Source organism: Bartonella raoultii, assembly GCF_019659805.1.
GTDB lineage: Bacteria > Pseudomonadota > Alphaproteobacteria > Rhizobiales > Rhizobiaceae > Bartonella > Bartonella raoultii.
In genome coordinates this window covers 41,044-64,787 of the sequence record NZ_JAIFRO010000001.1, presented here as the reverse complement: position 1 = coordinate 64,787, position 23,744 = coordinate 41,044, and the positions used below count along the sequence as shown (strand labels likewise).

General features: G+C 38.0%; 19 protein-coding genes and 1 other RNA gene. 19 read left to right on the top strand and 1 reads right to left on the bottom strand.

Annotated features, from left to right (window positions below; translation table 11 throughout):
• Window positions 1-26 precede the first annotated feature (26 nt).
• Complete coding sequence (locus K3248_RS00265; protein ID WP_220716379.1) at window positions 27-572, bottom strand: hypothetical protein; 546 nt, start codon at window positions 570-572, stop codon at window positions 27-29.
• A 152-nt stretch (window positions 573-724) separates the two neighbouring features.
• Here K3248_RS00265 and ettA point away from each other — a divergent pair, with 152 nt between their 5' ends.
• The 19 genes from ettA to ftsA all read left to right on the top strand — a co-directional run bounded on the left by ettA (window position 725) and on the right by ftsA (window position 23,722).
• Complete coding sequence (gene ettA, locus K3248_RS00260; protein ID WP_220716378.1) at window positions 725-2,377, top strand: energy-dependent translational throttle protein EttA; 1,653 nt, start codon at window positions 725-727, stop codon at window positions 2,375-2,377.
• A 337-nt stretch (window positions 2,378-2,714) separates the two neighbouring features.
• A complete protein-coding gene (locus K3248_RS00255) occupies window positions 2,715-3,653 on the top strand; it encodes an ArsR/SmtB family transcription factor (protein WP_220716377.1) in 939 nt (312 codons plus the stop codon).
• Window positions 3,654-4,844: 1,191 nt separating this feature from the next.
• The gene (locus K3248_RS00250; RefSeq protein WP_220716376.1) at window positions 4,845-5,225 is read left to right on the top strand and encodes a hypothetical protein; all 381 of its coding nucleotides are present in this window, start codon (window positions 4,845-4,847) and stop codon (window positions 5,223-5,225) included.
• A 554-nt stretch (window positions 5,226-5,779) separates the two neighbouring features.
• On the top strand, window positions 5,780-6,289 hold the full coding sequence (locus tag K3248_RS00245; RefSeq protein ID WP_220716375.1) for a lytic transglycosylase domain-containing protein: 510 nt from the start codon (window positions 5,780-5,782) through the stop codon (window positions 6,287-6,289).
• Window positions 6,290-6,391: 102 nt separating this feature from the next.
• Window positions 6,392-6,782, top strand: an RNA gene (gene rnpB / locus K3248_RS00240) — RNase P RNA component class A.
• A gap of 269 nt (window positions 6,783-7,051) precedes the next feature.
• The gene (rsmH, locus tag K3248_RS00235) at window positions 7,052-8,050 is read left to right on the top strand and encodes a 16S rRNA (cytosine(1402)-N(4))-methyltransferase RsmH (RefSeq protein ID WP_220716579.1); all 999 of its coding nucleotides are present in this window, start codon (window positions 7,052-7,054) and stop codon (window positions 8,048-8,050) included.
• Complete coding sequence (ftsL, locus tag K3248_RS00230) at window positions 8,047-8,451, top strand: cell division protein FtsL (RefSeq protein WP_220716374.1); 405 nt, start codon at window positions 8,047-8,049, stop codon at window positions 8,449-8,451. The genes rsmH and ftsL overlap by 4 nt, the downstream gene beginning before the upstream one ends.
• Window positions 8,451-10,193 carry a peptidoglycan D,D-transpeptidase FtsI family protein gene (locus K3248_RS00225; protein WP_220716373.1) on the top strand — a complete coding sequence of 581 codons (1,743 nt, stop codon included), beginning with the start codon at window positions 8,451-8,453 and terminating at the stop codon, window positions 10,191-10,193. The genes ftsL and K3248_RS00225 overlap by 1 nt, the downstream gene beginning before the upstream one ends.
• A 21-nt stretch (window positions 10,194-10,214) precedes the next feature.
• A complete protein-coding gene (locus tag K3248_RS00220) occupies window positions 10,215-11,666 on the top strand; it encodes a UDP-N-acetylmuramoyl-L-alanyl-D-glutamate--2,6-diaminopimelate ligase (protein ID WP_220716372.1) in 1,452 nt (483 codons plus the stop codon).
• Window positions 11,663-13,090, top strand: coding sequence for a UDP-N-acetylmuramoyl-tripeptide--D-alanyl-D-alanine ligase (locus K3248_RS00215; RefSeq protein WP_220716371.1), 1,428 nt, complete (start codon window positions 11,663-11,665; stop codon window positions 13,088-13,090). Before K3248_RS00220 ends, K3248_RS00215 begins: the two co-directional genes overlap by 4 nt.
• 16 nt (window positions 13,091-13,106) lie before the next feature.
• A complete protein-coding gene (gene mraY / locus K3248_RS00210) occupies window positions 13,107-14,177 on the top strand; it encodes a phospho-N-acetylmuramoyl-pentapeptide-transferase (protein ID WP_220716370.1) in 1,071 nt (356 codons plus the stop codon).
• A gap of 4 nt (window positions 14,178-14,181) precedes the next feature.
• Window positions 14,182-15,582: a UDP-N-acetylmuramoyl-L-alanine--D-glutamate ligase gene (gene murD / locus K3248_RS00205; RefSeq protein WP_220716369.1), complete on the top strand. Its 1,401-nt coding sequence runs from the start codon at window positions 14,182-14,184 to the stop codon at window positions 15,580-15,582.
• 132 nt (window positions 15,583-15,714) lie between these two features.
• Window positions 15,715-16,872: an FtsW/RodA/SpoVE family cell cycle protein gene (locus tag K3248_RS00200; RefSeq protein ID WP_220716578.1), complete on the top strand. Its 1,158-nt coding sequence runs from the start codon at window positions 15,715-15,717 to the stop codon at window positions 16,870-16,872.
• Window positions 16,862-17,998 (top strand): undecaprenyldiphospho-muramoylpentapeptide beta-N-acetylglucosaminyltransferase, encoded by a 1,137-nt coding sequence (gene murG / locus K3248_RS00195; RefSeq protein WP_220716368.1) that lies wholly within the window; start codon window positions 16,862-16,864, stop codon window positions 17,996-17,998. The genes K3248_RS00200 and murG overlap by 11 nt, the downstream gene beginning before the upstream one ends.
• Complete coding sequence (gene murC / locus K3248_RS00190) at window positions 17,982-19,409, top strand: UDP-N-acetylmuramate--L-alanine ligase (RefSeq protein WP_220716367.1); 1,428 nt, start codon at window positions 17,982-17,984, stop codon at window positions 19,407-19,409. Before murG ends, murC begins: the two co-directional genes overlap by 17 nt.
• Entirely contained in the window at window positions 19,387-20,364 is a 978-nt protein-coding gene (gene murB, locus K3248_RS00185) for a UDP-N-acetylmuramate dehydrogenase (protein ID WP_220716366.1), read from the top strand. The genes murC and murB overlap by 23 nt, the downstream gene beginning before the upstream one ends.
• Before the next feature lie 240 nt (window positions 20,365-20,604).
• A complete protein-coding gene (locus K3248_RS00180; protein ID WP_220716365.1) occupies window positions 20,605-21,525 on the top strand; it encodes a D-alanine--D-alanine ligase in 921 nt (306 codons plus the stop codon).
• Complete coding sequence (locus K3248_RS00175; RefSeq protein WP_220716364.1) at window positions 21,513-22,424, top strand: cell division protein FtsQ/DivIB; 912 nt, start codon at window positions 21,513-21,515, stop codon at window positions 22,422-22,424. Before K3248_RS00180 ends, K3248_RS00175 begins: the two co-directional genes overlap by 13 nt.
• Window positions 22,421-23,722: a cell division protein FtsA gene (ftsA, locus tag K3248_RS00170; RefSeq protein WP_220716363.1), complete on the top strand. Its 1,302-nt coding sequence runs from the start codon at window positions 22,421-22,423 to the stop codon at window positions 23,720-23,722. Before K3248_RS00175 ends, ftsA begins: the two co-directional genes overlap by 4 nt.
• Window positions 23,723-23,744 lie beyond the last annotated feature (22 nt).

Below are 23,744 nucleotides of genomic sequence, written 5' to 3'. Positions count from 1 at the left end.
CTTATTTTTATGATACCTTTAAAAGATTATATTTCTTGTTGAAGTTTTGACATAATTCGTTCGATATCGATCTTACTTTTATCATTATCAAGCCAAAGGAGGGGAATAGATAAGTTTTTATAATTTGTTTTATAGTTTTTTACAAATTGCAACCATGTACCAATGGGTAGGGCACTATGTTCACTAACGGCTGTATGTTGGTATAAAGCTTTCATGATCATTGGGCTTGGAACGTCGGATCCCAAAAGGCGCCGGTCGTTTTGTAAACGCAATTTTAGCCATATCAAAGCAAGAGGAGAAGTCCAATGCTTTTCATAACATAAAATTGATGAAAAAAGGTGAGGATTTGCTACAGCATATTGTAAAGCCCATAATATAAAAAAAGAGGGAGCATAAAGAATTGTTTTTTTTTGCGCGACTATATTGCATTGATAAGTTGGCTTAATACGATAAAAACACAATGTTGTATTTGGTAAGGAGAAAAGAGGTGATGTTTGATAACTTGTTTCGGGGATAGCTAAAAAAAATTTTTTTTTGCTCTGTGAAGGGGCTTTTTTCGTATTAAGAATCATATTTGGGGCTTGTGAGATTAGAAAAAATGTATCAATATAAGGCTTGAAACTCTTGATGCGATGTAAAGGTTCCTCATCGCAACATTTAAAAAAATAAAAACAATCTTTTTAAAATTCTAACCTCTCATATCATATAATGTAAAGAGAAATTTATGGCACGTCAATTTATCTATCACATGGCTGGGCTTAATAAAGCATACGGTAATAAAAGAATTTTGGAAAATATTCATTTGTCTTTTTATCCTGATGCAAAAATCGGTATTTTAGGGCCAAATGGTGCTGGTAAATCGACCATTTTACGTATTATGGCTGGATTAGATAAGGAATATACTGGAGAAGCGTGGCTTTCTGATGGTGCACGTTGTGGTTATCTGCCACAAGAGCCTTTTTTGGACGCAAGCAAAGATGTGCGTGGCAATGTGATGGAAGGTGTTGCCGATAAGCAGAAAATTTTAGAACGTTATAATGAATTAATGATGAATTATAGCGAAGAAACAGCGGATGAAAGTGCACAGCTTCAGGATATTATAGATAGTCAAAACCTTTGGGATTTAGAAAATCAAGTGGAAATGGCTATGGCTGCTCTTGGTTGTCCGCCTTCAAATGAAAATGTAATAAAACTTTCAGGAGGAGAGAAGCGGCGTGTTGCTCTTTGCAAACTCCTTTTATCTAAACCTGATTTGTTGCTTTTGGATGAACCAACAAACCATCTGGATGCCGAAACAACTGCTTGGCTGGAAAGGCATCTGCGTGAATATCCTGGTGCGGTGCTGTTAATTACCCATGATCGTTATTTTCTCGATAACGTAACCAGTTGGATTTTAGAGTTAGATCGCGGTAAAGGTATTCCCTATGAAGGGAACTATTCTGCTTATTTAGAGGCTAAAGCTAAACGTATAGTTCAGGAAGGTCGTGAAGAGGCGGCACGTCAGCGTGCTTTGTCACGTGAGAAAGAATGGATAGCTTCCAGCCCAAAAGGCCGCCAAGCAAAGTCAAAAGCGCGGATTAAAGCCTATGATGCGTTGGTTCAAGCAGCACGTGAGCGTCGCCCTGGAGAAGCACAAATCATTATTCCTATTGGAGAAAGATTAGGACAAGTGGTCATAGAAGTGGATAATCTTTCTAAAGCTTATGGGGAGCGTATCTTGATTGATTCTCTTTCCTTTAAACTTCCTGCCGGTGGAATTGTGGGCGTTATTGGTGCAAATGGTATGGGAAAAACGACCTTGTTTAAAATGTTAACGGGGCAGGAGAAGCCTGATGTAGGACAAATTCGCATTGGGGAAACTGTGCAAATGAGTTACGTGGATCAGAGTCGCGATTCTTTAGAAGGTGATAAAACCGTGTGGGAGGAAATCTCTGGTGGAAATGATATCATTAAGCTCGGAAAATATGAGATGAATAGCCGTGCTTATTGTGGTGCGTTTAATTTTAAGGGGGCAGATCAACAGCAAAAAGTAGCTTCCTTATCAGGAGGACAACGCAATCGCGTACATTTAGCTAAACTGCTAAAAGCAGGAGGTAATGTCCTTCTTCTTGATGAACCTACAAATGATCTTGATACCGAAACTTTAGCTGCATTAGAAGACGCATTGGAAAATTTTGCTGGTTGTGCGGTTATCATATCACATGATCGTATGTTTCTTGATCGTTTAGCAACACATATTTTGGCTTTTGAAGGTGATGGGCATGTGGAATGGTTTGAAGGTAATTTTGCTGAATATGAAGCTGATAAGATTCGTCGTCTAGGGGTTGATTCTCTTAATCTCAAGCGTGTGAATTATAAACCACTGACACGTTCATAATATTGCTTTTTTAGGCGAATTTTATTTAAAAATTAAGAATTATATTAGGTACTGCCTTTATATTTTTATATGGAAAATCTTTTTTCGTAAAATGTAATAGAAGGCTGTCCATTTTCATCATTTGCTTTTATGCGCTATCATGTTGTTTTTTGCTGTTACATCGATGTGTTGATCCTCACAGGAAGGGGAGTGGAGGAAAGGTATGCATTCTGAGGTAAGAGCTTACTTTTTCATATTATCTCATAAAAAGTCGTCATTATGAAGATGAAACATACATCTTTTTCTTGACTTTTTCTCATATAAACAAATGTTTATATTTATTATTGAAGGAATTTTTATGAAAAAGAAAATCAACTTAGATGCAATGGTTGTGTTGTTGAAAGCGATGGCAGAAATCAATCGTTTGCGGATTCTTGCACTCTTGTGTCATGAGGATTTAATGATTTCTGATCTTACTTTTATTCTTGGACATTCGCAATCATATATTTCACGGCATTTACGTTTCTTGTACGAGGTGCAATTGATAGAGCGTTATCAGAGGGGGGATAAAATTTACTTTAAATTTTGCTATGATTGTTTGGGTAAAGATATTACGATAGCTGTTATTTCCGCTTTATCAAAGCATGATTTGATGTTGGAGCATGATAGGGCGTGTTTGGAGGATGTAAAAAAACAACGCCAAGAAGTGGAGAAGAAAGATTTCTTAAAAGAGAGAGTACAATGGGATGCATTGCGCTTATCCTCTATTACAGATCATGCTGTTGAAAACGCTTTACTTGAAGTGATTGGCGATAAACCCTTTGAGACAATGTTGGATATTGGTATCGGCACAGGCTCTGTCTTAAAATTGTTTTCAGGTCTTTATACGCATGCGATGGAAGTGACTCTTGAGAGTAATGTTTTGCATCTTTCTGTTGGAGAGATGACTTTTGATTTGGTTACTTTTTATTGGTCTTTGTATTTTTTAAAGAGTCCTGAGAAGGCTCTTCATGAAGTTGTACGTATTTTGCGTCCCCATGGACGCTTGCTTATTATAGATTTTGTTCGCCGTGAAGCAAAATCATCAGATTCTTATTCTACTCCTATGCAAATTGGATTTTTAGATTTAGAAATAGAACGATGGATTAAAAATGTGGGCCTTGTTCTAGAACAAACGGTTTGTCTTACTCCTATGCAAAATAAAGATGAGGAGGGGGCTATGGTAAAGCTTTGGCTTGCGCGTGATCCGCGTTTATTGATAGATGATATTAAAAATAAAAGCGTAGAATTTGTATAAATTATATTTATTAACCTGCTTTATTTTTTGTTTTTGCATAAAGATATAAAGATTTTTAAAAGAGAAAGTATCTCAAAGTACTTTTAGCAAGGTAATTTTATAATAGGAGACATTATTTAACGCATATTCATGAAATACATGTTTCATTGAGCAATATATTATATTCATTTATAATGACAATTTTTCATTTTGAATTTAAATAAAAATATCAAATATAACACTATTTTTATATTAGATCTTTTGATTAAGAATCAAAATAAGAGGATCATGCAGCGATACAAAAAATGCGTTTAAGAAAAGATTCAATATATCTTTGTAAGTCGTTGAATATAAAAAAGTGTACTCATTGGAAATTGAAAGATAGAGAATGTTGTTATATGGCGTTATGCGGCATAAATATGATGGGTATTCTAAGCTTTTCATTTTACTATTTTAAATGATGATTTTCAAAAATAGTCATGAAGATAAGGGCACTTTGGAATATACAATTATTTTTCTTTATCGTTTTTGAATAAAGCAGTTTTTCTTCATCTTTTTTGTTTTTTTGCTATAACCTTAAGAAGGTCTAAAAGATCTACGCTTTGCTTTTGAGAATGTGTGTTATTGAATAAATCGTGCTTGGCTTTGCTCTTCATAAATGGACAAGAATCGCTTGTTATTTAAAAAAAATTACACGCATGGAAGTATTTAGAGGAAAATTATCATAAATGTTACAATGATTATAGATTCTTATTTTTATAATTTAGAATAAAATTGCTTCAAATTGGATCATTTTGAATATTTTTTGCCTAAATTTTTCCACTTTTAAACAATTTATAATTTTTTTATGTCAAAGATGATAAGAATTTCTTGTTGTTTAAAGCATTTTATTCCATAGCAAGGATATTGCATCGGCTATCTTAGTGGTTGGTGTAAAAGGACAATCAGGGAACCTCCTCCCCCCCCCCCCGCGTGGATCCCTTAGATTGTCTGGCCTGACTGAGGAAATCCTCAGTCAGGCTTTTGTTAAATAGCAGAGAAAAGGTGTTGATAAAGGGGGCTAAAAAGCATGTCTGTGCAGTTTATTATATATAATATACGGTGCATGAAACTGGGTATTAAGAATTGGTTTAATAGGTTTTTCGATGTTTTAAAAATTTAGTCAATGCTGTGTGGGGATGGTTTAGATTATGATTTTTAAGGTAAAAAGTGATGGGATTTTGCTGGCGTCGTATTGTTCTTATTGCACTTATATTTTTAATTTTTGGTGCCAGTATGTTTGCTTCTCGAAGCGTCATACTTTATGATTTTCTTGTTAACAAATTTTCTTCTTCCTCTTCTGATCAGTTACATCTTACAGAAGATATGCTTCTAGAGAGGTTAGCGGTATCTCTTCCAGATGTTATCAAACGTCTTTCTCAAATGAATCCTCATCAACAAAAGCAGTTGATTGAAAAGGTGCGCAAAGATACGATCGCTGCTGCTGCTGAAAGCGGTCAAAGTGATGAAACAGCTCAAAAATTAGGTACAAAAGTTGCTACAGTTTTATCGAAAGTTATTTCTCGTCCTTCCATTGCAGATGCTTATTTTTAGTTATATTTTGGGAAATCATACTTGAGATTTATATAAAAGTATTTTTACACATTTTCATGTAAGGGTTGATTTTTCTCTCTGACTTGTTTGGTATAAGTTGCTTCAGCTGTTGGTCAACCAATGGAAAAGGATGAAGCGGATTTCTATTCGTATCCTGTAGTCATGAAGATAACTTTTAGCTTTTATTGCGATTACTATAATTGATCTCAAAGAGATTTTTTATCATTGTATATGCACAATAAAGGGGGCTTTTCAATATTGCTTTTATTTTCTCAAAGGTGCGTATCTTATAAATACTTTGGGAATTTATAGAATATATGCGTTATTTTTTATATTATAATTTTAGTTATAGTTTCTTGTATTTCTATTTGTTATAAGATAAAAAAATATATAATAAGTAAATTAAAAAATTTTCTTTTAATGCGACAGTTTATCTTAAAATTATCTTAATATTTCCATTTTCAAGCCGTTTTTTTGCTTTTTTACTTTGTATAATGGGCCTTGTAAGGTTTTTGCGGCTAAAATTTGAACATATCTTAATAAAGAGAAAGAAAATGCAATTTTTAAAAATTCTTTTAAGTACAGCGTTTGCTGTATTTTTTATGTTTGAGATAAGTTGGGCTCATACTGTATTAAATGTTGCAAGTTCAAGTGAAGATACAGTCATTGTTTCTTCTAGGACTTCTGTTCGTCCTTATGAGGCTCTCATTCGAAAACTTGCGAATAAGTATCATGTTCCTGTTAATTTGGTACATGCTGTTGTAAGCATTGAAAGTAATTATAAGGCACAGATTAAGGGTGCTGCTGGTGAAATAGGTTTGATGCAAATTAAGCCTTCTACTGCGCGAGGACTGGGTTTTAATGGTTCTGTGCAAGATCTTTATGATCCTGCAATCAACCTAGAGTATGGTATGCGTTATTTGGCGCAGGCATATAAATTAAGTGGTGGTAATACATGTGGAACAATTTTAAAATATAATGCAGGTCATGCAGCCAAAAAAATGAATTCTGTTTCTGCAAAATATTGTTCAAAAGTGAAAACGTATTTGGCTTCATTTAAATGAGAATACATCGTGGAGCTGGTGTGTTTTTCTTTTTAGGTAGATTTATAAAATCTCGTAAAAGTACTATTTTCACTTCATAAAAAATGTTTTATAAGCAATATGTCAGTCGGCTGGGCAGCCGCGCTTGTCCAATGCCTAAAGGCGGTAAGTGAGGAAAGTCCGGGCTCCACGGAAAAACGGTGCCGGGTAACGCCCGGCGGGGGCGACCCTAGGGAAAGTGCCACAGAAAGCAAACCGCCTATTTTAATAGGTAAGGGTGAAAGGGTGGAGTAAGAGCCCACCGCACATTCAGTAATGAGTGTGGCAAGGTAAACCCCACCGGGAGCAAGACCGAATAGAAATGACGCGCAAGGTTTAACTTGCAGCCGTTTTCCAGGCGAGTCATTCGGGTAGGTTGCACGAGGCGGATGGTAACATCCGTCCCAGATGAATGGTTGCCATGTAGAGTATAAGCTTTACTATACAGAACCCGGCTTATAGGCCGACTGATGTTTTTATAATTTCATGATAATGAATTCTGCATATAAGCTATGTTGTGAGGAATTTTCTATAAAACCATGTGTTTTTGAAATATATAATCACACAAAGAGTACTTAAAAAATTATAACATTTTTTTAAGTATAACACGTTAAGATATGCGTCAGGTTAACTTTAGCTTTATTTCTTTCATGGAAAGAGATGAGAGTTAGGGTTTTGGTCATTTTGATATCGGTTATCATTGATGGTCACTGATTGAAAAAGCATACATCAAGACGGATTATTTTGAAAAAGCAGGGCAGCAGAACTGAGCGCCATATTCCAGTGTTGTTACAGCCAGTTTTAACTGGTCTTATGCCATTGGCTGGGGCAAAAGTAATTGATGGCACCTTTGGTGCTGGTGGTTATACGCGTGCCTTGTTAAATGCAGGGGCAGAAGTTATTGCTCTAGATCGTGATCCTCATGCTATTTTTGAAGGGCAATCGCTTGTTGATGAATTTTCTCCACGACTTCGTTTGCTACAAATGAAGTTTTCACAATTGGATTGTGTTGTCGAAGAGAAGGTGGATGCCGTTATTTTGGATATTGGTGTTTCTTCCATGCAACTTGATGAAGCAGAAAGAGGATTTTCTTTTCAAAAAGATGGTCCTTTAGATATGCGTATGGCACAGACTGGTTTCACGGCTGCTGACGTTGTAAATCATTTTAAAATTGATGTGTTATCACGAATTTTTAGGATATTAGGGGAAGAACGCTATGCAGGCCGCATTGCACGGATGATTGAAAGACGCCGTTGTGTTCATCCTTTTTTGCGTACAGGTGATCTTGCTCAGGCTATTGAGATGGTGGTAGGCCGCAAAAGTGGAGATCATATTCATCCTGCAACGCGTGTTTTTCAGGCTCTTCGCATTTATGTCAATGATGAATTAGGTGAACTTGCGCGTGGATTATTTGCTGCTGAACGTGTTTTGAAAGAAGGCGGCCGTTTGGGGGTTGTGAGTTTTCATTCTCTTGAAGATCGTATGGTTAAAAGATTTTTTTCTGCTCGTTCAGGAAAGTGTACAAGATCACGCTATCTTCCTGAAGTAGAAACTGCTCCGGCAACATTTTTTCCTTTGTTTAAAGGTGGGATAACAGCAAGCAAAGAGGAATTACAGACCAATCCTCGATCCCGTTCTGCGAGATTACGTATTGGTGTGCGTACTAAAGCTGAGAGTCTTGTTGAAGATATGAAATTATTTGGTTTAGAAGAAATTGCCAGTTTTGAAGGTGGCACAAAATGACAGTTTTTCGTACATTTGATATGATGTTAGTCGTGATTATGATTTGTATGGCAGGTCTTACTTATAAGGTAAAATATGATGTTCAAAAACGCATGAGTGAAATTCGTCATCTTGAACATGAAATTGCTGCAGAAAAAAATATGGTGCATTTGCTTCGGACGGAATGGGCTGTTATGATAAAGCCATCCCGTATGCAAAAACTTGCAAAGCAGTATCAAAAAGAGCTTGGTTTAGAAATCATTCAACCTCGCCAAATCGTAGAATTTAAAGATATTCCTGTACGTTTCTATGATCAAATTGGAGAGATCATTAAACAAAATACTCTGAAGAACGGTCAAAATATTTTGGTAAATAATCGTACTTCTCAGGTGAATAGAGTTATTCAAAAAGGTGTACGGTGATGAAATCATTTTTTTTCTTTTCGCCGAAAAAAAAGCACTCCAATAACCAATTGGATATTTATAATTTTCCTGTTCGTCACTCGTACTCTAGTCGCCCACGCTTACTTTTTTCTTTATTTTGTTTTTTTATTTTATATGGCGTGATGGGGGCTTGTCTTATTTCTTATGGACTGAAAGGTGGACAGATTGAAGAAGCAAAAGGGCCAAGTATCCTTCCACTAACAGCGCGGCCTGATATTATTGATCGTCATGGTCGTCTGTTGGCAACCGATATTAAAACTTACTCACTTTTTGCTGAACCAAGACGCATTATTGATGTGGATGAGACTATAGAACTGCTTTCAACAGTTTTACCTGATCTCAATTGGCAAGAAACTTATCAACGTCTTAAAAGAAAGTCTAATTTTTCTTGGATTCAGCGTGGATTAACACCAACGCAAAAGGCGCAAATTATGGCGCTTGGAATTCCTGGGATTGGTTTTCGTACCGAGATTCGTCGTTTTTATCCAGATGGTTGTATAACTTCACATATTCTTGGTATGGTAAATGTTGATAATCAAGGCATAGCGGGAATGGAGAAATATATTGATGATACAGGTTTGAGTGCTTTGCGTTCTGTTGGTCTTGCAACGGAATCATCTTTAAAGCCAGTTCAGCTTTCAATTGATGTACGTATTCAGGCTATTGTACATGATGAACTTATGCAGGCAATGAAGCGTTATAAAGCAATTGCGGCAGGAGCTGTTATTTTAAATATACATACCGGTGAAGTTGTAGCTATGGCTTCTGTACCAGATTTTGACCCTGAGAATCCTGTTGATGCGTTGAAAAGTGATCGCTTAAATCGGATGACTGCTGGAGCTTTTGAAATGGGATCTATCATTAAAAGTTTTACAACCGCGATGGCTCTTGATTCAGGTATGTTTCATTTAAACAGTGTTATTGATGCTTCAAAACCACTTCATGCAAGTAGAGGATACACGATTCATGATTTTCACGGAAAAAATCGTCCTCTCACTTTATGGGAGGTATTTATATATTCTTCTAATATTGGTTCTGCCAAAGAGGCATTGGAGGTAGGAGTTGATAAACATCGTGATTTTTTGAAAAAACTTGGTTTACTGGATCGATTGACAATAGAATTGCCCGAAGTTGCGCATCCTATTGTGCCAAGTCATTGGAAAGATATTCATTCAATGACGATTTCTTTTGGGCATGGTATGGCAACAACACCCTTGCAAACAGCAGTTGCTACTGCTGCTTTGATGAATGGTGGGTGGTTGATTACACCTACGTTTTTAAAACGCACAAGAGAACAAACTTTCAAACATATGAAAAAAGTTTTACAGGCTAAAACAAGTCAAACTATGCGTTATCTCTATAAGTTGAATAGTGATATTGGTTCTGGGCGCCATGCAAAAGTGGAAGGGTATCGCGTTGGCGGTAAAACGGGAACCGCTGAGAAAGTTGAAAATGGAAAATATTCTAAAACAAAAAACTTCAATAGTTTTCTTGCTGCTTTTCCGATTGATGATCCTTCTTATGTCGTTTTAACAATTATTGATGAACCTAAACCTGAAGAGGGGTACAAATCAACAACAGCAGCATGGAATGCTGGGCCAATGCTTGCGAATATTATTCGCCGTTCAGCTAGTTTTCTTGGAATAAAGCCAGATTTTGAAAAAGAATATGAGCCTATTTTAAGTACTAAGAACAGTTCGAAATTAGTTACACAACAGTAAAATGAATATAAAGGTGCTATCATGTTGTTGGGAACAGTTTTTATAGAATGTCTTGAAGATGATTGTCTCTCTTCAATAGAAATAACAGGAATAAGTGCAGATTCTCGGCAAATCTTACCGGGTTATGTTTTTGTCGCTCTTAAAGGTAATCAAGGTGATGGAAGACAGTATATTAATGATGCTATAAGACGTGGTGCATGTGTTATCGTTACAGATTTTCACATTATTCTTGAAGATTTACCTGTTCCCATTTTGCGGGTTTGTAATGTTCGTCAAAGTTTAGCTAAAGCAGCAGCACGCTTTTATGGTTCTCAGCCTGAAACTGTTGTTGCGGTTACAGGCACCAGTGGTAAAACATCTGTTGTTTCTTTTCTTCGTCAAATTTGGACAGATGTTGGATTATCTGCTGCGAGTATAGGAACTCTAGGTGTTGTTTCTCCCCATCGGAACGATTCTATTGCTCTTACAACCCCTGATCCGATCGTTTTACAGCGTCTCCTTTATGAAGTTTCTAACGAAGATGTAACACATGTAGCTCTTGAAGCTTCTTCACATGGGATTGATCAAGGCCGACTTGATGGAGTTCATTTAACGGCAGCTGCTTTTACCAATTTAGGGCGCGATCATATGGATTATCATACATGTATAGAGGATTATTTGCGTGCTAAAATGCGGCTATTTGATACTCTTTTACCTCAAGATGCTCCTGCTCTCATTTTTGCGGATGATGTTTATTCGCAACAGGTTATTGATGTTGTTACGAAAGCAGGCCGCCGTGTCTTGACAGTTGGACGGAAAGGAAAATTTATAACGATTAATAGGATTGAACATCAACGCTCAAAACAGTGTGTTGAATGCCGTTTAGAAAACAACATTTACACATTTGATTTGCCTCTAGCTGGAGATTTTCAGGTGAGTAATGCCTTGATGGCGGCTGGATTGGCAATTGTAACAGGTGTTTCTGTAGATAAAGTTTTTCGTTCTTTAGAAATTTTGCAAGGAGCACCTGGTCGGTTAGAGTTGGTTGGAAAAACAAAAAATAAGGCGCCTGTTTATATAGATTATGCACATAAACCAGAAGCTTTAGAGCAGGTGTTGCTTTCTGTGCGCCCCTTTACGCAAGGGCGTTTAATCCTTGTTTTTGGTTGTGGAGGGGATCGCGATAAAGGAAAAAGACCTTTGATGGGGAAAATTGCAAAAAATAAGGCCGATATTGTTATTATAACTGATGATAATCCTCGCACAGAAATACCAGAAAAAATACGAAAAGATATTTTGCAAGTGGTGCCAACAGCAATAGAAATAGCTGATCGTGGTGAGGCTATTGCTTATGCGGTAGGGCTTTTACAAGCTGGTGATACATTAGTTATTGCTGGAAAAGGTCATGAGGATGGCCAAATCATAGGAGAGAAAACATACCCTTTTTCAGATCGTCTAAAAGCGATTGATGCTTTGCAGGAACAGAGTAGATGAAAACTTTATGGGATAAACAAGCACTTGTTGCAGCAATTGGTGGTTTTGTAGTAGGGGAGTTACCAGAAACTTTTTCTGGGATTTCTATTGATAGCCGTACGATTACAGAAGGGGATATTTTTTTCTGTATTAAAGGGCATCGTTTTGATGGTCATGATTTTGCTCTACAAGCTTATGCGTGTGGTGCGTCTGCTCTTATCGTTGCAGAAGATCGTTTAGCTGACATGGAAAAAATATCCGCTCCATTAATTGTGGTTTGTGATGTTTTACATGCCTTAGAAAAACTTGCGCAAGCTGCACGTCAGCGTTCAAAAGCCAAAATTATCGCAATCACGGGTTCTGTTGGAAAAACAACGACGAAAGAAGCTCTCAAACAAGCACTTGCAAATGTTGGAAAGGTGCATGCAAACTTTGCTTCTTTCAATAATTGTTGGGGGGTTCCACTTACTTTGGCTCGAATGCCGGCAGAAAGTGATTATGGTATCTTTGAAATTGGTATGAATCATAAAGATGAAATTCGGCCTTTGGTAAAGTTAGTGCAACCACATGTTGTTCTTATTACGCATATTTCTGCAGCGCATATGGGATACTTTAAAAATCTAGAGGAAATTGCAGAAGCAAAAGCTGAAATTTTTGAGGGGTTGGTTGAGGAAGGTATTGCTCTTTTAAACGCAGATAATGATTTTTTTGCTTATTTAGTCCAAAGAGCAAAGCAATGCGGTGTGAAAAAAATCGTAAGTTTTGGTGAAGCTAAAGGTTCTGATTATCAGGCAAAAGATATATGTCTTCTGCCAGATTGTTCTTCTATGACTGTTTGTATGGAGGAACAAGATAGAGTGATTAAAATTGGTGCTCCTGGACGGCATATTGTACAAAATAGTTTAGCTGTTTTTGCTGTCTGTGATGTTATAGGTATTGATGTGGAAGCAGTTTTACTATCTTTAAGTCACTTTTCTCTTCAAAAAGGACGGGGTGCTCATTATTGCTTATCGTTGCCAAGTGGGGAGGAATTTTATTTAATTGATGAAAGTTATAATGCGAATCCTGCATCAATGCGTGCAGCTCTTGATTTACTTGCAACAGGACCGATAGGTGTGGAAGGTAGAAGAATTGCTGTTTTGGGGGATATGCTTGAATTAGGCGCTTATAGTGAAAAGTTCCATCGTGATTTGGTAAAGCCGATCTGTCTTTCGGGTGCTCGTCTTGTTTTTTTATTTGGTGAAGCAATGAAGTTTCTAGTTACGGATTTGTCTGCCCACGTTAAAGTTTATTATGCGGAAAATGTTGAAAAAATTTTACCCCTTATTATTGCAGAAATTTCGGGTGGAGATCTTCTCATGATTAAATCATCTAACAGTCTTTATTCTTCCGATATTGTGAGGGCGTTGCTTGATCGCTATAAAGTGATTTCTCTTTCATTTTAAGAGGTTTTTTTATACTATGATGCTATTTTTATCTTTTCTGAGTGATTGGCTTCCAGGCGTTAATGTTTTTCGTTATATTACTTTTCGCACGATAGCTGCTATGCTGACGTCGGGATTAATTGTCTTTTTATTTGGTCCTAGCATCATTGCTTCTCTTAAATTACGACAGGGAAAAGGGCAGCCTATTCGTGCTGATGGACCCCAAACGCATTTTAAAAAGGCGGGGACACCTACGATGGGGGGATTGATGATTTTAACCGGCATTGTGGTATCCGCGCTTTTATGGTGTAATTTATCAAATATTTATTTTTGGATATCATTGGCTGTTATGCTTTCTTTTGGAGCTATCGGTTTTTATGATGATTATCTTAAAGTAACAAAACAAACGGAAAAAGGATTTTCCGGTAAAGCTCGGTTAAGTTTAGAGTTTTTGATTGCGGCAATTGCTGCTTTCGTTATCCTACAAATTAGTTCACCAGGATTAGCTTTACCCTTTATGAAAGATTATTTCATTAATTTAAGCTGGTTTTTTATTCCTTTTTCTACTCTTGTTGTTGTAGGAACGGGTAATGCAGTTAATCTGACCGATGGTCTTGATGGATTGGCTATCGTTCCTGTGATGGTTACAGCTTTATCATTTGCTCTGATTGCTTATTTGTCTGGCAATATTAATTTTGCTGATTATTTACAAATTCATTATATTTCAGGGACAGGGGAGCTGGCTGTTTTATTAGGAACTGTTGTTGGTGCTGGTCTTGGTTTTTTATGGTTTAATGCACCACCAGCAGCTATTTTTATGGGAGATACAGGTTCATTAGCGCTTGGAGGACTCTTAGGGATTGTCGCTGTAGCTACAAAGCATGAAATTGTTTTGGCACTTATTGGTGGACTTTTTACTCTGGAAGGATTTTCAGTTGTTATTCAGGTTGGTTATTTTAAATTAACAAAAAAGCGTGTGTTTCTCATGGCTCCAATACACCATCATTTCGAGAAAAAAGGCTGGACGGAAAGCCAAGTGGTGATACGCTTTTGGATTATTTCGATTGTTCTTGCCCTCATTGGTCTTTCAACATTAAAATTACGGTGAGATTTTGATTTCTGTTACGTATTATAAGGGGAAAAAAGTTGCTCTGTTTGGATTGGGAAAATCCGGATTATCAGCGGCGCAAGCATTAATGCGTGGTGGTGCAGAAGTCGTTACTTGGGATGATAATGCTGCTTGCGTGCAAGAAGCACTACGGCAAAATATTCCAACAAGAGATCTTCACTTTGAAAACTGGTCAGAATTTGTTGCACTAATTTTAGCACCGGGTGTTCCTTTAACATATCCTCAACCACATTGGGTTGTGAAGAAAGCACGTCAAAGTGGTATTGAAATTATTGGTGACATTGAGTTATTTGTGCGTGCGCGTAATCATTTTTTACAGCATTCTGGTTTGTGCGAGCAGGATGTACCATTCATTGCTATTACAGGTACGAATGGGAAATCAACAACAACAGCTTTGCTTGCACATTTGTTGAAAGAAATGGGCTGTGATGTGCAAATGGGAGGAAATATTGGAACGGCAATATTAACGCTTAAGCCATTTGTAAAAAAACGTATTTATGTGATTGAATGTTCATCTTTTCAGATTGATCTAACTCCTTCTCTTCAGCCAACCATTGGACTTTTGCTAAATTTGACACCAGATCATATTGATCGTCATGGTAGTTTTTCCCATTATGTGCAAACTAAAAGGCGGCTTGTTGCTGGGGCTTTTCATGCTTTTATTTCGGTGGATGATGCTACTTGTTTAGATTTGTATCAACAATTACGGGATGAAGGGCATTCTGTTACGGCAGTTTCTACGGAACATTTTGTTAAAAATGGTTTTTATGCGGATGGTGCAAAACTTTTTTCTGTCAATCAAGGACAGCGCCATGTCCTTGCAGATCTTACGTTTATGACTGCATTGCGCGGTCGTCATAATGCGCAAAATACTCTTATGGCATTGGCAACATTGCATGCTTTAAAAATAGCAGATTCGTCTATAGAAAAACATTTAGCAAGTTATCAAGGACTAGCGCATCGTATGCAACAGATACGTAAAATGGGGACAGTTTTGTTTATCAATGATAGCAAAGCAACTAATGCTGATGCAGCTGTTCCTGCTCTTTCTACTTTTCATGATATTTTTTGGATTGTTGGAGGGTTGCCAAAAGAAGGAGGCATTAAATCCCTTAGAGGATTTTTTCATAAAATTCGTAAGGCTTATTTAATTGGTACTGCTGCGGAAGAGTTTGCTAGTAGTATTGGAACTGCATTTCCTTTTACAATAAGCTTAACTTTGGAAAATGCGGTGCGTCAAGCGGCTTTTGATGCAATACATTACGAGGCAAAAGAGGTTGTGGTCCTTTTTTCACCGGCTTGTGCAAGTTATGATCAATTTAAGAATTATGAAGTGCGTGGGGAAGCATTTATTTCTTTTGTTATGCAATTAAAAGAAGCATGAACTTAAAAAAATACCTTTTTTGTTAATATTCCAGAATCTTTTCTCATGTAATGCAGTTTTTGAAATATTTGCTCAAATAAAAGGGAACCATATCACGTTGAGTAGAATTATGAAAAGAATAGGGTAGAGATGATGGTTACACGTGCAGATAGAGATCCAATTGCGAATTGGTGGTGGACGATTGATCGCTCTATCTTTGCAGTTTGTTTGATTCTAATGGGGATTGGTATTATGCTGTCTTTTGCTGCAAGTCCCACAATTGCAAAAAAGATCGGTATCGCTGATAGCTTTTATTTTGTTCGCTGGCATATCATTTATAGTATTTTAGCCTTTTTTACGATGGTAACGATTTCTTTTTTTTCGCTACGTAATATTCGTCGTTTATGCATTCTTTTGCTTATTGCAACACTTGCTCTTATGGTTGCAACTTTACTCTTTGGTCCAGAATTAAAAGGAGCACGGCGGTGGATACTTATATTCGGCTTTTCTGTACAAGCTTCAGAGTTTATGAAACCGGCTTTTGTGATTATGTCAGCTTGGCTTTTTTCAGAGCAGATACGGCGTAAAGGAATTCCAGGATATATTTTAGCCACAGTGCTTTATGCTGTTTGTTGCATACTTCTTATTCTACAGCCTGATATTGGCCAAACACTTTTGATAAGTGCAACATGGGGTGGTTTATTTTTCGTTGCTGGTGGGTCACTCACTATCATTTTTCTCTTCCTTATTTTAGGACTTGTAGGAATTGTTTTCGCCTATTTTTTTCTTTACCATGTGCGTGAACGTATCAATGGTTTTTTAACTGGTGAAGGGGATACCTTTCAGGTGGATGTTGGACGTGAGGCTATTTTGAATGGTGGTTGGTTTGGACAAGGTCCAGGAGAGGGAACGGTAAAACGTATTATTCCTGATAGCCACACAGATTTTGTGTTTTCTGTTGCTGCTGAAGAATATGGTATTATCCTTTGTTTAGTGATTGTGATGCTGTTCGGCTTTATTGTTATGCGTTCATTGTATGTCGCATTGAATGTTCGTGATTCATTTATACGTCTTGGTATTGCTGGTATGGCGATGATGATTGGCTTGCAAGCAGGGATTAATATGGCAGTAAATCTCCATTTGATCCCTCCAAAAGGCATGACATTACCATTTATTTCTTATGGTGGTTCTTCTATGATAGCGATTGCAATCTCAATGGGTATTTTACTGAGTTTAACACGTCGCTGGCCAGAATCCCGCCTTTCTATTTTTTCTTCTCCCGTTGTTTTGGATACTACACATGACTCATAAAAAAGTTATTGTTTTAGTGGCTGGTGGTACAGGGGGACATCTTTTTCCTGCTGAAGCACTTGCTGTTGAATTAAGGCAGCGTGGATATGATGTTCATTTAGCAACGGATAAAAGAGCTAAATGTTTTGTACGTTGCTTTGATGAAGAGCACATACACATCATTTCATCGGCAACATTTACACGACGTCATCCTTTTGCATTGATAAAAACATTTTGGGCTTTGTTAAAGGGAATGGGGCAATCTTTAGCGCTTTTTTATAAACTGCGTCCTGTTCTTGTTGGTGGTTTTGGAGGTTATCCGAGTTTTCCTCCTATTATTATTGCAGCCTTAATGAGACGAATAACATTTATTCATGAACAAAATGCTATTATGGGACGTGCTAATCGGATGTTAGCGATTTTTGTGCATGTAATTGCAGGTGGTTTGTTATTGCAAAATAATACTTACGCGCATAAAATACTTTTAACTGGAAATCCTGTGCGTGAGGCTGTTCTCAAAGCAGCAAAAATTCCTTATCATCCTTCTTTAGACAAAGAGCCATTTCATTTTTTAATTTTTGGCGGTAGTCAAGGTGCTTCTTTTTTTTCACAAATTGTTCCTGAAGCGATTGCTTTGTTGAATGATGAGATACGTAAACGTTTAAGAATTGTTCAGCAAGTTCGAGGTGATGCTGAAGAATTGATAAAAACTTATCATAAGATGGGGGTACAAGCAGAAATTGCCTCTTTTTTTAATGATATGGCTGAACGTATGGCGCACTCTCATTTTATTTTATCACGTGCTGGTGCTTCATCAATTTGTGAAATAGCAGTTATTGGTAGGCCCGCTTTGCTTATTCCTTATCCTCATGCTTTAGATCATGATCAGGCCGCAAATGCAGCATTGCTTGCTGGTGTGGGAGGGGCCAAAATTGTACGAGAAAAAGATTTAAATGCACAAAGACTTGCTAGCTTCTTAATAGAAGCTTGTTGTTTCCCGCAGTTATTGAAAAAACAAGCGCTTGCTGCAAAACAAGTGGGACAACCCCATGCAACTCGTCGTCTTGCTGATATGGTTGAAGGATTGATTGCAGGGCGGTCAGTATCAGATATAAAAGAGGAGTTTTTTGATGAAAATGCCGCTTAATATAGGCGTTATCCATTTTGTTGGAATCGGTGGTATTGGTATGAGTGGAATTGCAGAGGTTTTTCATAATTTCGGCTATAAAGTTCAAGGGTCCGACCAAGTTAATAGTGTTAATGTTGAACGTTTAAGAGAAAAAGGAATTACTATTCATATAGGTCATCATCCTGCAAATTTAGGAAATGCAGAGGTTGTTGTTTTTTCTACTGCCATTAAAAAAACAAATCCTGAATATATTGCTGCAAGAGAAAGACATTTACCGCTTGTAAGGCGTGCTGAAATGTTAGCGGAGCTTATGCGATTTCGTCGTGCGATTGCTGTTGGTGGTACGCATGGGAAAACAACAACTACGTCAATGGTTGCAGCACTTCTGGATGCTGGTCATTTTGATCCTGTGGTAATTAATGGCGGTATTATTAATGCTTATGGCACGAATGCTCGTATAGGGGAGGGAGATTGGATGATTGTTGAAGCTGATGAAAGTGATGGTACGTTTTTAAAATTGCCTGCTGATATCGCTGTGGTGACCAATATCGATTGTGAGCATTTGGATCACTACGGGAGTTTTGGTGCTGTGCGGGAGGCTTTTCAGCAGTTCGTAGAGAATGTTCCTTTTTATGGCTTTGCAGTTTTGTGTCTTGATCATCCAGAGGTTCAGTCATTGGCTAGTCGTATTGATGATCGTTGGATTATTACTTATGGTACAAATCCACAAGCGGATGTTCGCTTTTTAAATCTTTCAATGGATGGCCAAAAAACGTATTTTGATGTTCTTATTCGTTCACGAAAAACTGGAAAAAAGACTGAGTTAAGAAAATTGGTTTTGCCAATGTCTGGCAAGCATAATGTGTCTAATGCAACTGCGGCGATTGCCATTGCTCATGAATTGGGTGTTTCAGATGACACTATAAAAAAAGGTTTGGCAGAGTTTGGAGGAGTAAAAAGGCGCTTTACGCAAACGGGAAGTTGGCGTGGCGTTGAGATATTTGATGATTATGGACATCATCCTGTAGAAATAAAGGCTGTTTTGTGTGCTGCACGTGAAAGTGCAAAAGGGCGTGTGATTGCGATTGCACAACCTCATCGTTATTCACGTTTGTATCATTTATTCGATGATTTTGCTGCGTGTTTTAATGATGCAGATACAGTGTTGATTGCACCGGTTTATGCTGCTGGTGAGGAGCCTATTGCTGGGTTTGGTGCTAAAGAATTGGTAGAACGTATCCAAATGGCTGGTCATCGTGATGTGCGCTTGATTCATTGTTTGGAAGATGTTGTTGCTGTTGTTTCTACATTAGCTCAGTCAGGGGATTATGTTGTTTTTCTCGGTGCTGGTAATATCACGCAATGGGCTTGTGGGTTACCTCATCAGCTAGCGGTGCTTGATAGTCATGATAAATTTTCAACACATTGATGGTGAAGCGCTGTTGGCGCGGTTGCAACCACTTTTGGGAGAAATCAGAGGAAAACTTACGCCTAATGTCCATATGCGTAAGGTAACGTGGTTTCGCACAGGTGGGCTAGCAGAGCTTTTTTATCAGCCTGCTGATGAAGCAGATTTAGTTCTTTTTCTTCAAAATCTTCCTGAATTTGTACCTGTTAGTGTTGTGGGTATTGGTTCTAATCTTTTGGTGCGTGATGGAGGGGTGCCTGGTGTTGTTATTCGTCTTTCAGGAAAAGGATTTGGACAAATACAGCAAATTTCTCCAAAGAGCTTTTTCGTTGGTGCTGCTACGGCTGATAAACACTTAGCAACGGCAGCTTTAAAGGCTGAAATTGCTGGTTTTCATTTTTATCATGGTATTCCTGGTAGTCTTGGAGGAGCACTTAAAATGAATGCAGGTGCTAATGGTGTTGAGACAGCAGCACGTGTTGTTGAGATCTATGCACTTGATCGTAATGGACAGCGTCATACTTTGAAATTGAAAGATATGCATTATTCTTATCGTCATTGTAAAATTCCTAAAGGTTTAATTTTTACGGCTGCTTTATTGGAAGGTGAACTAGGAAAGTATGACAAGATTCGTGCTGCTATGGATGAAGTTGCGCTTCATAGAGAAATGGTACAGCCTATTCGTGAAAAGACAGGTGGGTCAACTTTTCGAAATCCTGAAGGGACATCTGCTTGGCGTGTGATTGATGAAGCAGGATGTCGTGGTTTGCAGATTGGTGGGGCTCAAATGAGTGAAATGCACTGTAATTTTATGATCAATATAGGGCAAGCAACAGGCTATGATCTTGAAGCTTTGGGGGAAACAGTGCGTGCTCGTGTTTTTGCACATTCAGCCCATCTCTTAGAGTGGGAAATAGAACGTATCGGTCAATTCGAACAAGATCGTATTGTTCCCTTCTTTGACCCATTTTATTGATTTTTTAAACACAATAAAAAGACACAATAAAAAATTGAGTCATTTCAAAGAGATAATAAAAAAATCTATTAAGAATCAATAAATTAACAAAGAACCTCTTGCGTCATGCCTCTCAGTCTGATTCATTAGACAAAATGCTAGGCTATTGATTCGCAAGGATAAATTCTGTTTTTTTCCTGTATATGGTACTAGCAATTTCTATGTGGGCTATATGTAGTATATAAAGGAGGATAGACTGTTATGAAAGATAAGCATATAGCTGTTTTAATGGGAGGATTTTCCTCTGAGCGGTCTGTAAGTTTATCTTCAGGTCATGTTTGTGCTAATGTTCTTGAGGCACAAGGATACCGTGTAAGCCGTATAGATGTTGATAGTCATATTGCTTCTGTTCTTGATAATTTGCAGCCTGATATTGCTTTTAATGCATTACATGGACCATTTGGTGAGGATGGTCGTATTCAGGGTATTCTTGAATATTTGAAAATTCCCTACACTCATTCTGGAGTTATGGCGTCCGCATTGGCAATGGATAAGGGGCGGGCAAAAATTATTGCTGCAAGCGCTGGTGTTTCAGTGGCCCCTTCATGTATTATAAACCGCTTTACTGTTGAAAAAGCGCATTCCATGAAACCTCCTTACGTGATTAAGCCTGTCTGTGAAGGCTCAAGTTTTGGTGTTTTAATTGTAAAAGAAGAGGAATCGGTAGCGCTGCATGATCTTGTAAAAACTGAATGGGTTTATTCAGATGAGTTGATGATAGAAAAATATATTCCTGGTCGTGAACTTACTTGTGCTGTTTTGGGAAATGAAGTGCTGGATGTTTGTGAAATTATCCCTGATCCGCATTTTCAATTCTATAATTATGATGCAAAATATAAATCTGGTGGTTCTCTTCACATTTGTCCTGCACAACTTTCATCAAATATTTACCAAAAGGTGCAAAGAATGTCTTTAGCAGCACATCAGGCGATAGGATGTCGAGGTGTTAGCCGTTCTGATTTTCGTTTTGATGAGGAGACAGAAGAATTGGTTTGGCTTGAAATTAATACGCAGCCCGGCATGACTTTAACGTCTCTTGTTCCTGATATTGCAAAAGTAGCTGGTCGTACTTATAGCGATCTTGTTCAGTGGATGGTGGAGGACGCGTCGTGTATGCGTTAAATGTTAACAAAATAAATATTCCGATGGAGGTGCTGTTCGTGCCAGTTTTGCCACGTCTTTATCGTCGCTTTCTCCGGTTTATATTTGAATTTGTGTTGACAAATCTCCATGTCCCGCGTCATTTCGGATCTTTTGCAGTTTTATTATTTTTCTTTACGACAGTGCTTTACGGCGTTTCATCAAGTGGTCATATGGGGATGATCGTGAAGGCTGTAATTTCAGATATTGGTTTTGTTATCACGGATGTTGATATAAGTGGTAATAAGCGCTTGGTAAAACAAGATGTTTTGAAGATTTTAGGACTTGATGTTTCTCCCTTTATCTTTAGTTTTGATGTTGATAAAGCACGTTTGCTTTTGGAACAGCAGGCTTGGGTTCAGTCTGCTAATGTGCAGAAGATTTATCCCAATCGTGTGCATATTTCAGTTGTAGAGCGTAAACCATATGCAATCTGGCAGCATGATGGTATGATGGATATTGTTGATAATACAGGTCGCGTTATTGTTCCCTTTCATGCGGAAGGAGGTCATGCTTTGCCTTTGGTTGTTGGGAAGGGTGCACAAAATGCTGCCAAAATGTTTATTCAAGCTCTTTTGAAGTATCCGAAAATCTATAATCGTGTTCGTGCTTTTGTGCGTATAGGTGATCGGCGTTGGGATCTTGTTTTGGATAATGGAATGCGCGTGATGTTGCCTGAAAATGGTGCAGTTGAAAGACTTGTTTCTTTTGTTGAATCAGGAGAAGCACAAGATCTTTTTGCGCGTGATGTTGTGTGTATCGATTTGCGTCTTTCTGATCGTATTACAGTTTCTTTATCTGATGAGGCATTAGAACATCGTCGTGCTGCTGTAGAAGAAGAGAAACGTCTTTTAAAAGCACGAAAGGTAGGGAACTTATGATGTTGCTTAGATCACATCATGTGGGGAAGCGCAAAACACGTTTTTTGACGATTCTCGATATCGGATCGAGTAAGATTGTGTGTTTTATTGCTTGTTTACGTCCTTTAAAACATATGCATTATTTACATGGTCGTACGCATTCTATTGAAATTCTAGGTTTTGGTGTGCAGCGTTCATGTGGGATTAAATCCGGTGTTGTAATGGATATGTTTGCTGCAGAGCAGTCAATACGGCTTGCTGTTGATGCGGCTGAAAAAATGGCTGGTTTGGTAGTGGATTCAGTGATTGTGAATTTTTCATCAAGCCGATTACAAAGCGCTTTTATTAATGGTATGGTACGTTTAAATGGTCGTGAAGTTGCAAAGCGAGATATTCGTGTAGCACTTGCAGATGTTTCACGTAAAGCTTTTGAGGCTGAACGTCATGTCATACATTCTGTTCCGGTTTCTTATGTATTGGATGAAGATAAAGGAATTTTTGATCCTGTTGGAATGACAGGGGAAACATTTGGTGTTGATGTGCATGTTGTAACAGCAGAAACGGCTTCTTTGCGTAATTTAGAAACTTGTATTAATCGTGCACATTTAAGTGTTGAGGCAATGGTTGCTACCCCCTTTGCAAGTGGTCTTGCTGTTTTGATGAATGATGAGGCGCATTTGGGAGCTGCTTGTATTGATTTTGGTGGTGGAACAACAACATTTTCAGTGTTTTTTGAAGGCAAGTTTGTTCACGCAGGTGCACTTGCTGTTGGGGGACATCATGTAACTCTTGATGTTGCGCGGGGGTTTTCAATGTCACTTACAGAAGCTGAGCGTTTAAAAGTTGTCTATGGCTCAGCACTTCCTACAAGTGCTGATGAGCGGCATATGATTAATGTGGCAGAGATTGGGAGTGAACAGCGCGAAACACAATATCCTCGTGCTGTTCTTGGTCGTATTATTCGTGCACGTGTTGAGGAGATTTTAGAGATGGTACGTGATTGTTTAAATCGTTCTGGTTTTGGTCACATTATTGGAAAGCGTGTCATTTTGACTGGGGGAGCAAGTCAATTGACAGGATTGCCAGAAATGGCACGTGCTATATTGGGAAGAAATGTTCGTATAGGGCGGCCTTTAGGTATTTCAAGGCTTCCTTCTCTTGCAAAAGGGGCGGCGTTTACATCTGCTGTTGGCTTGTTGATTTATCCACAATTGGTAGGGTTTGAAGAAAAAACAATGCAAACGGCAGTGAATCATTTATCGACAGGCACGCGAGGGTATTTTCAGCGTGTAGGTCAGTGGTTGCGTGAGAGTTTTTAGTTAAGTCTGTTTGGGTATGTTA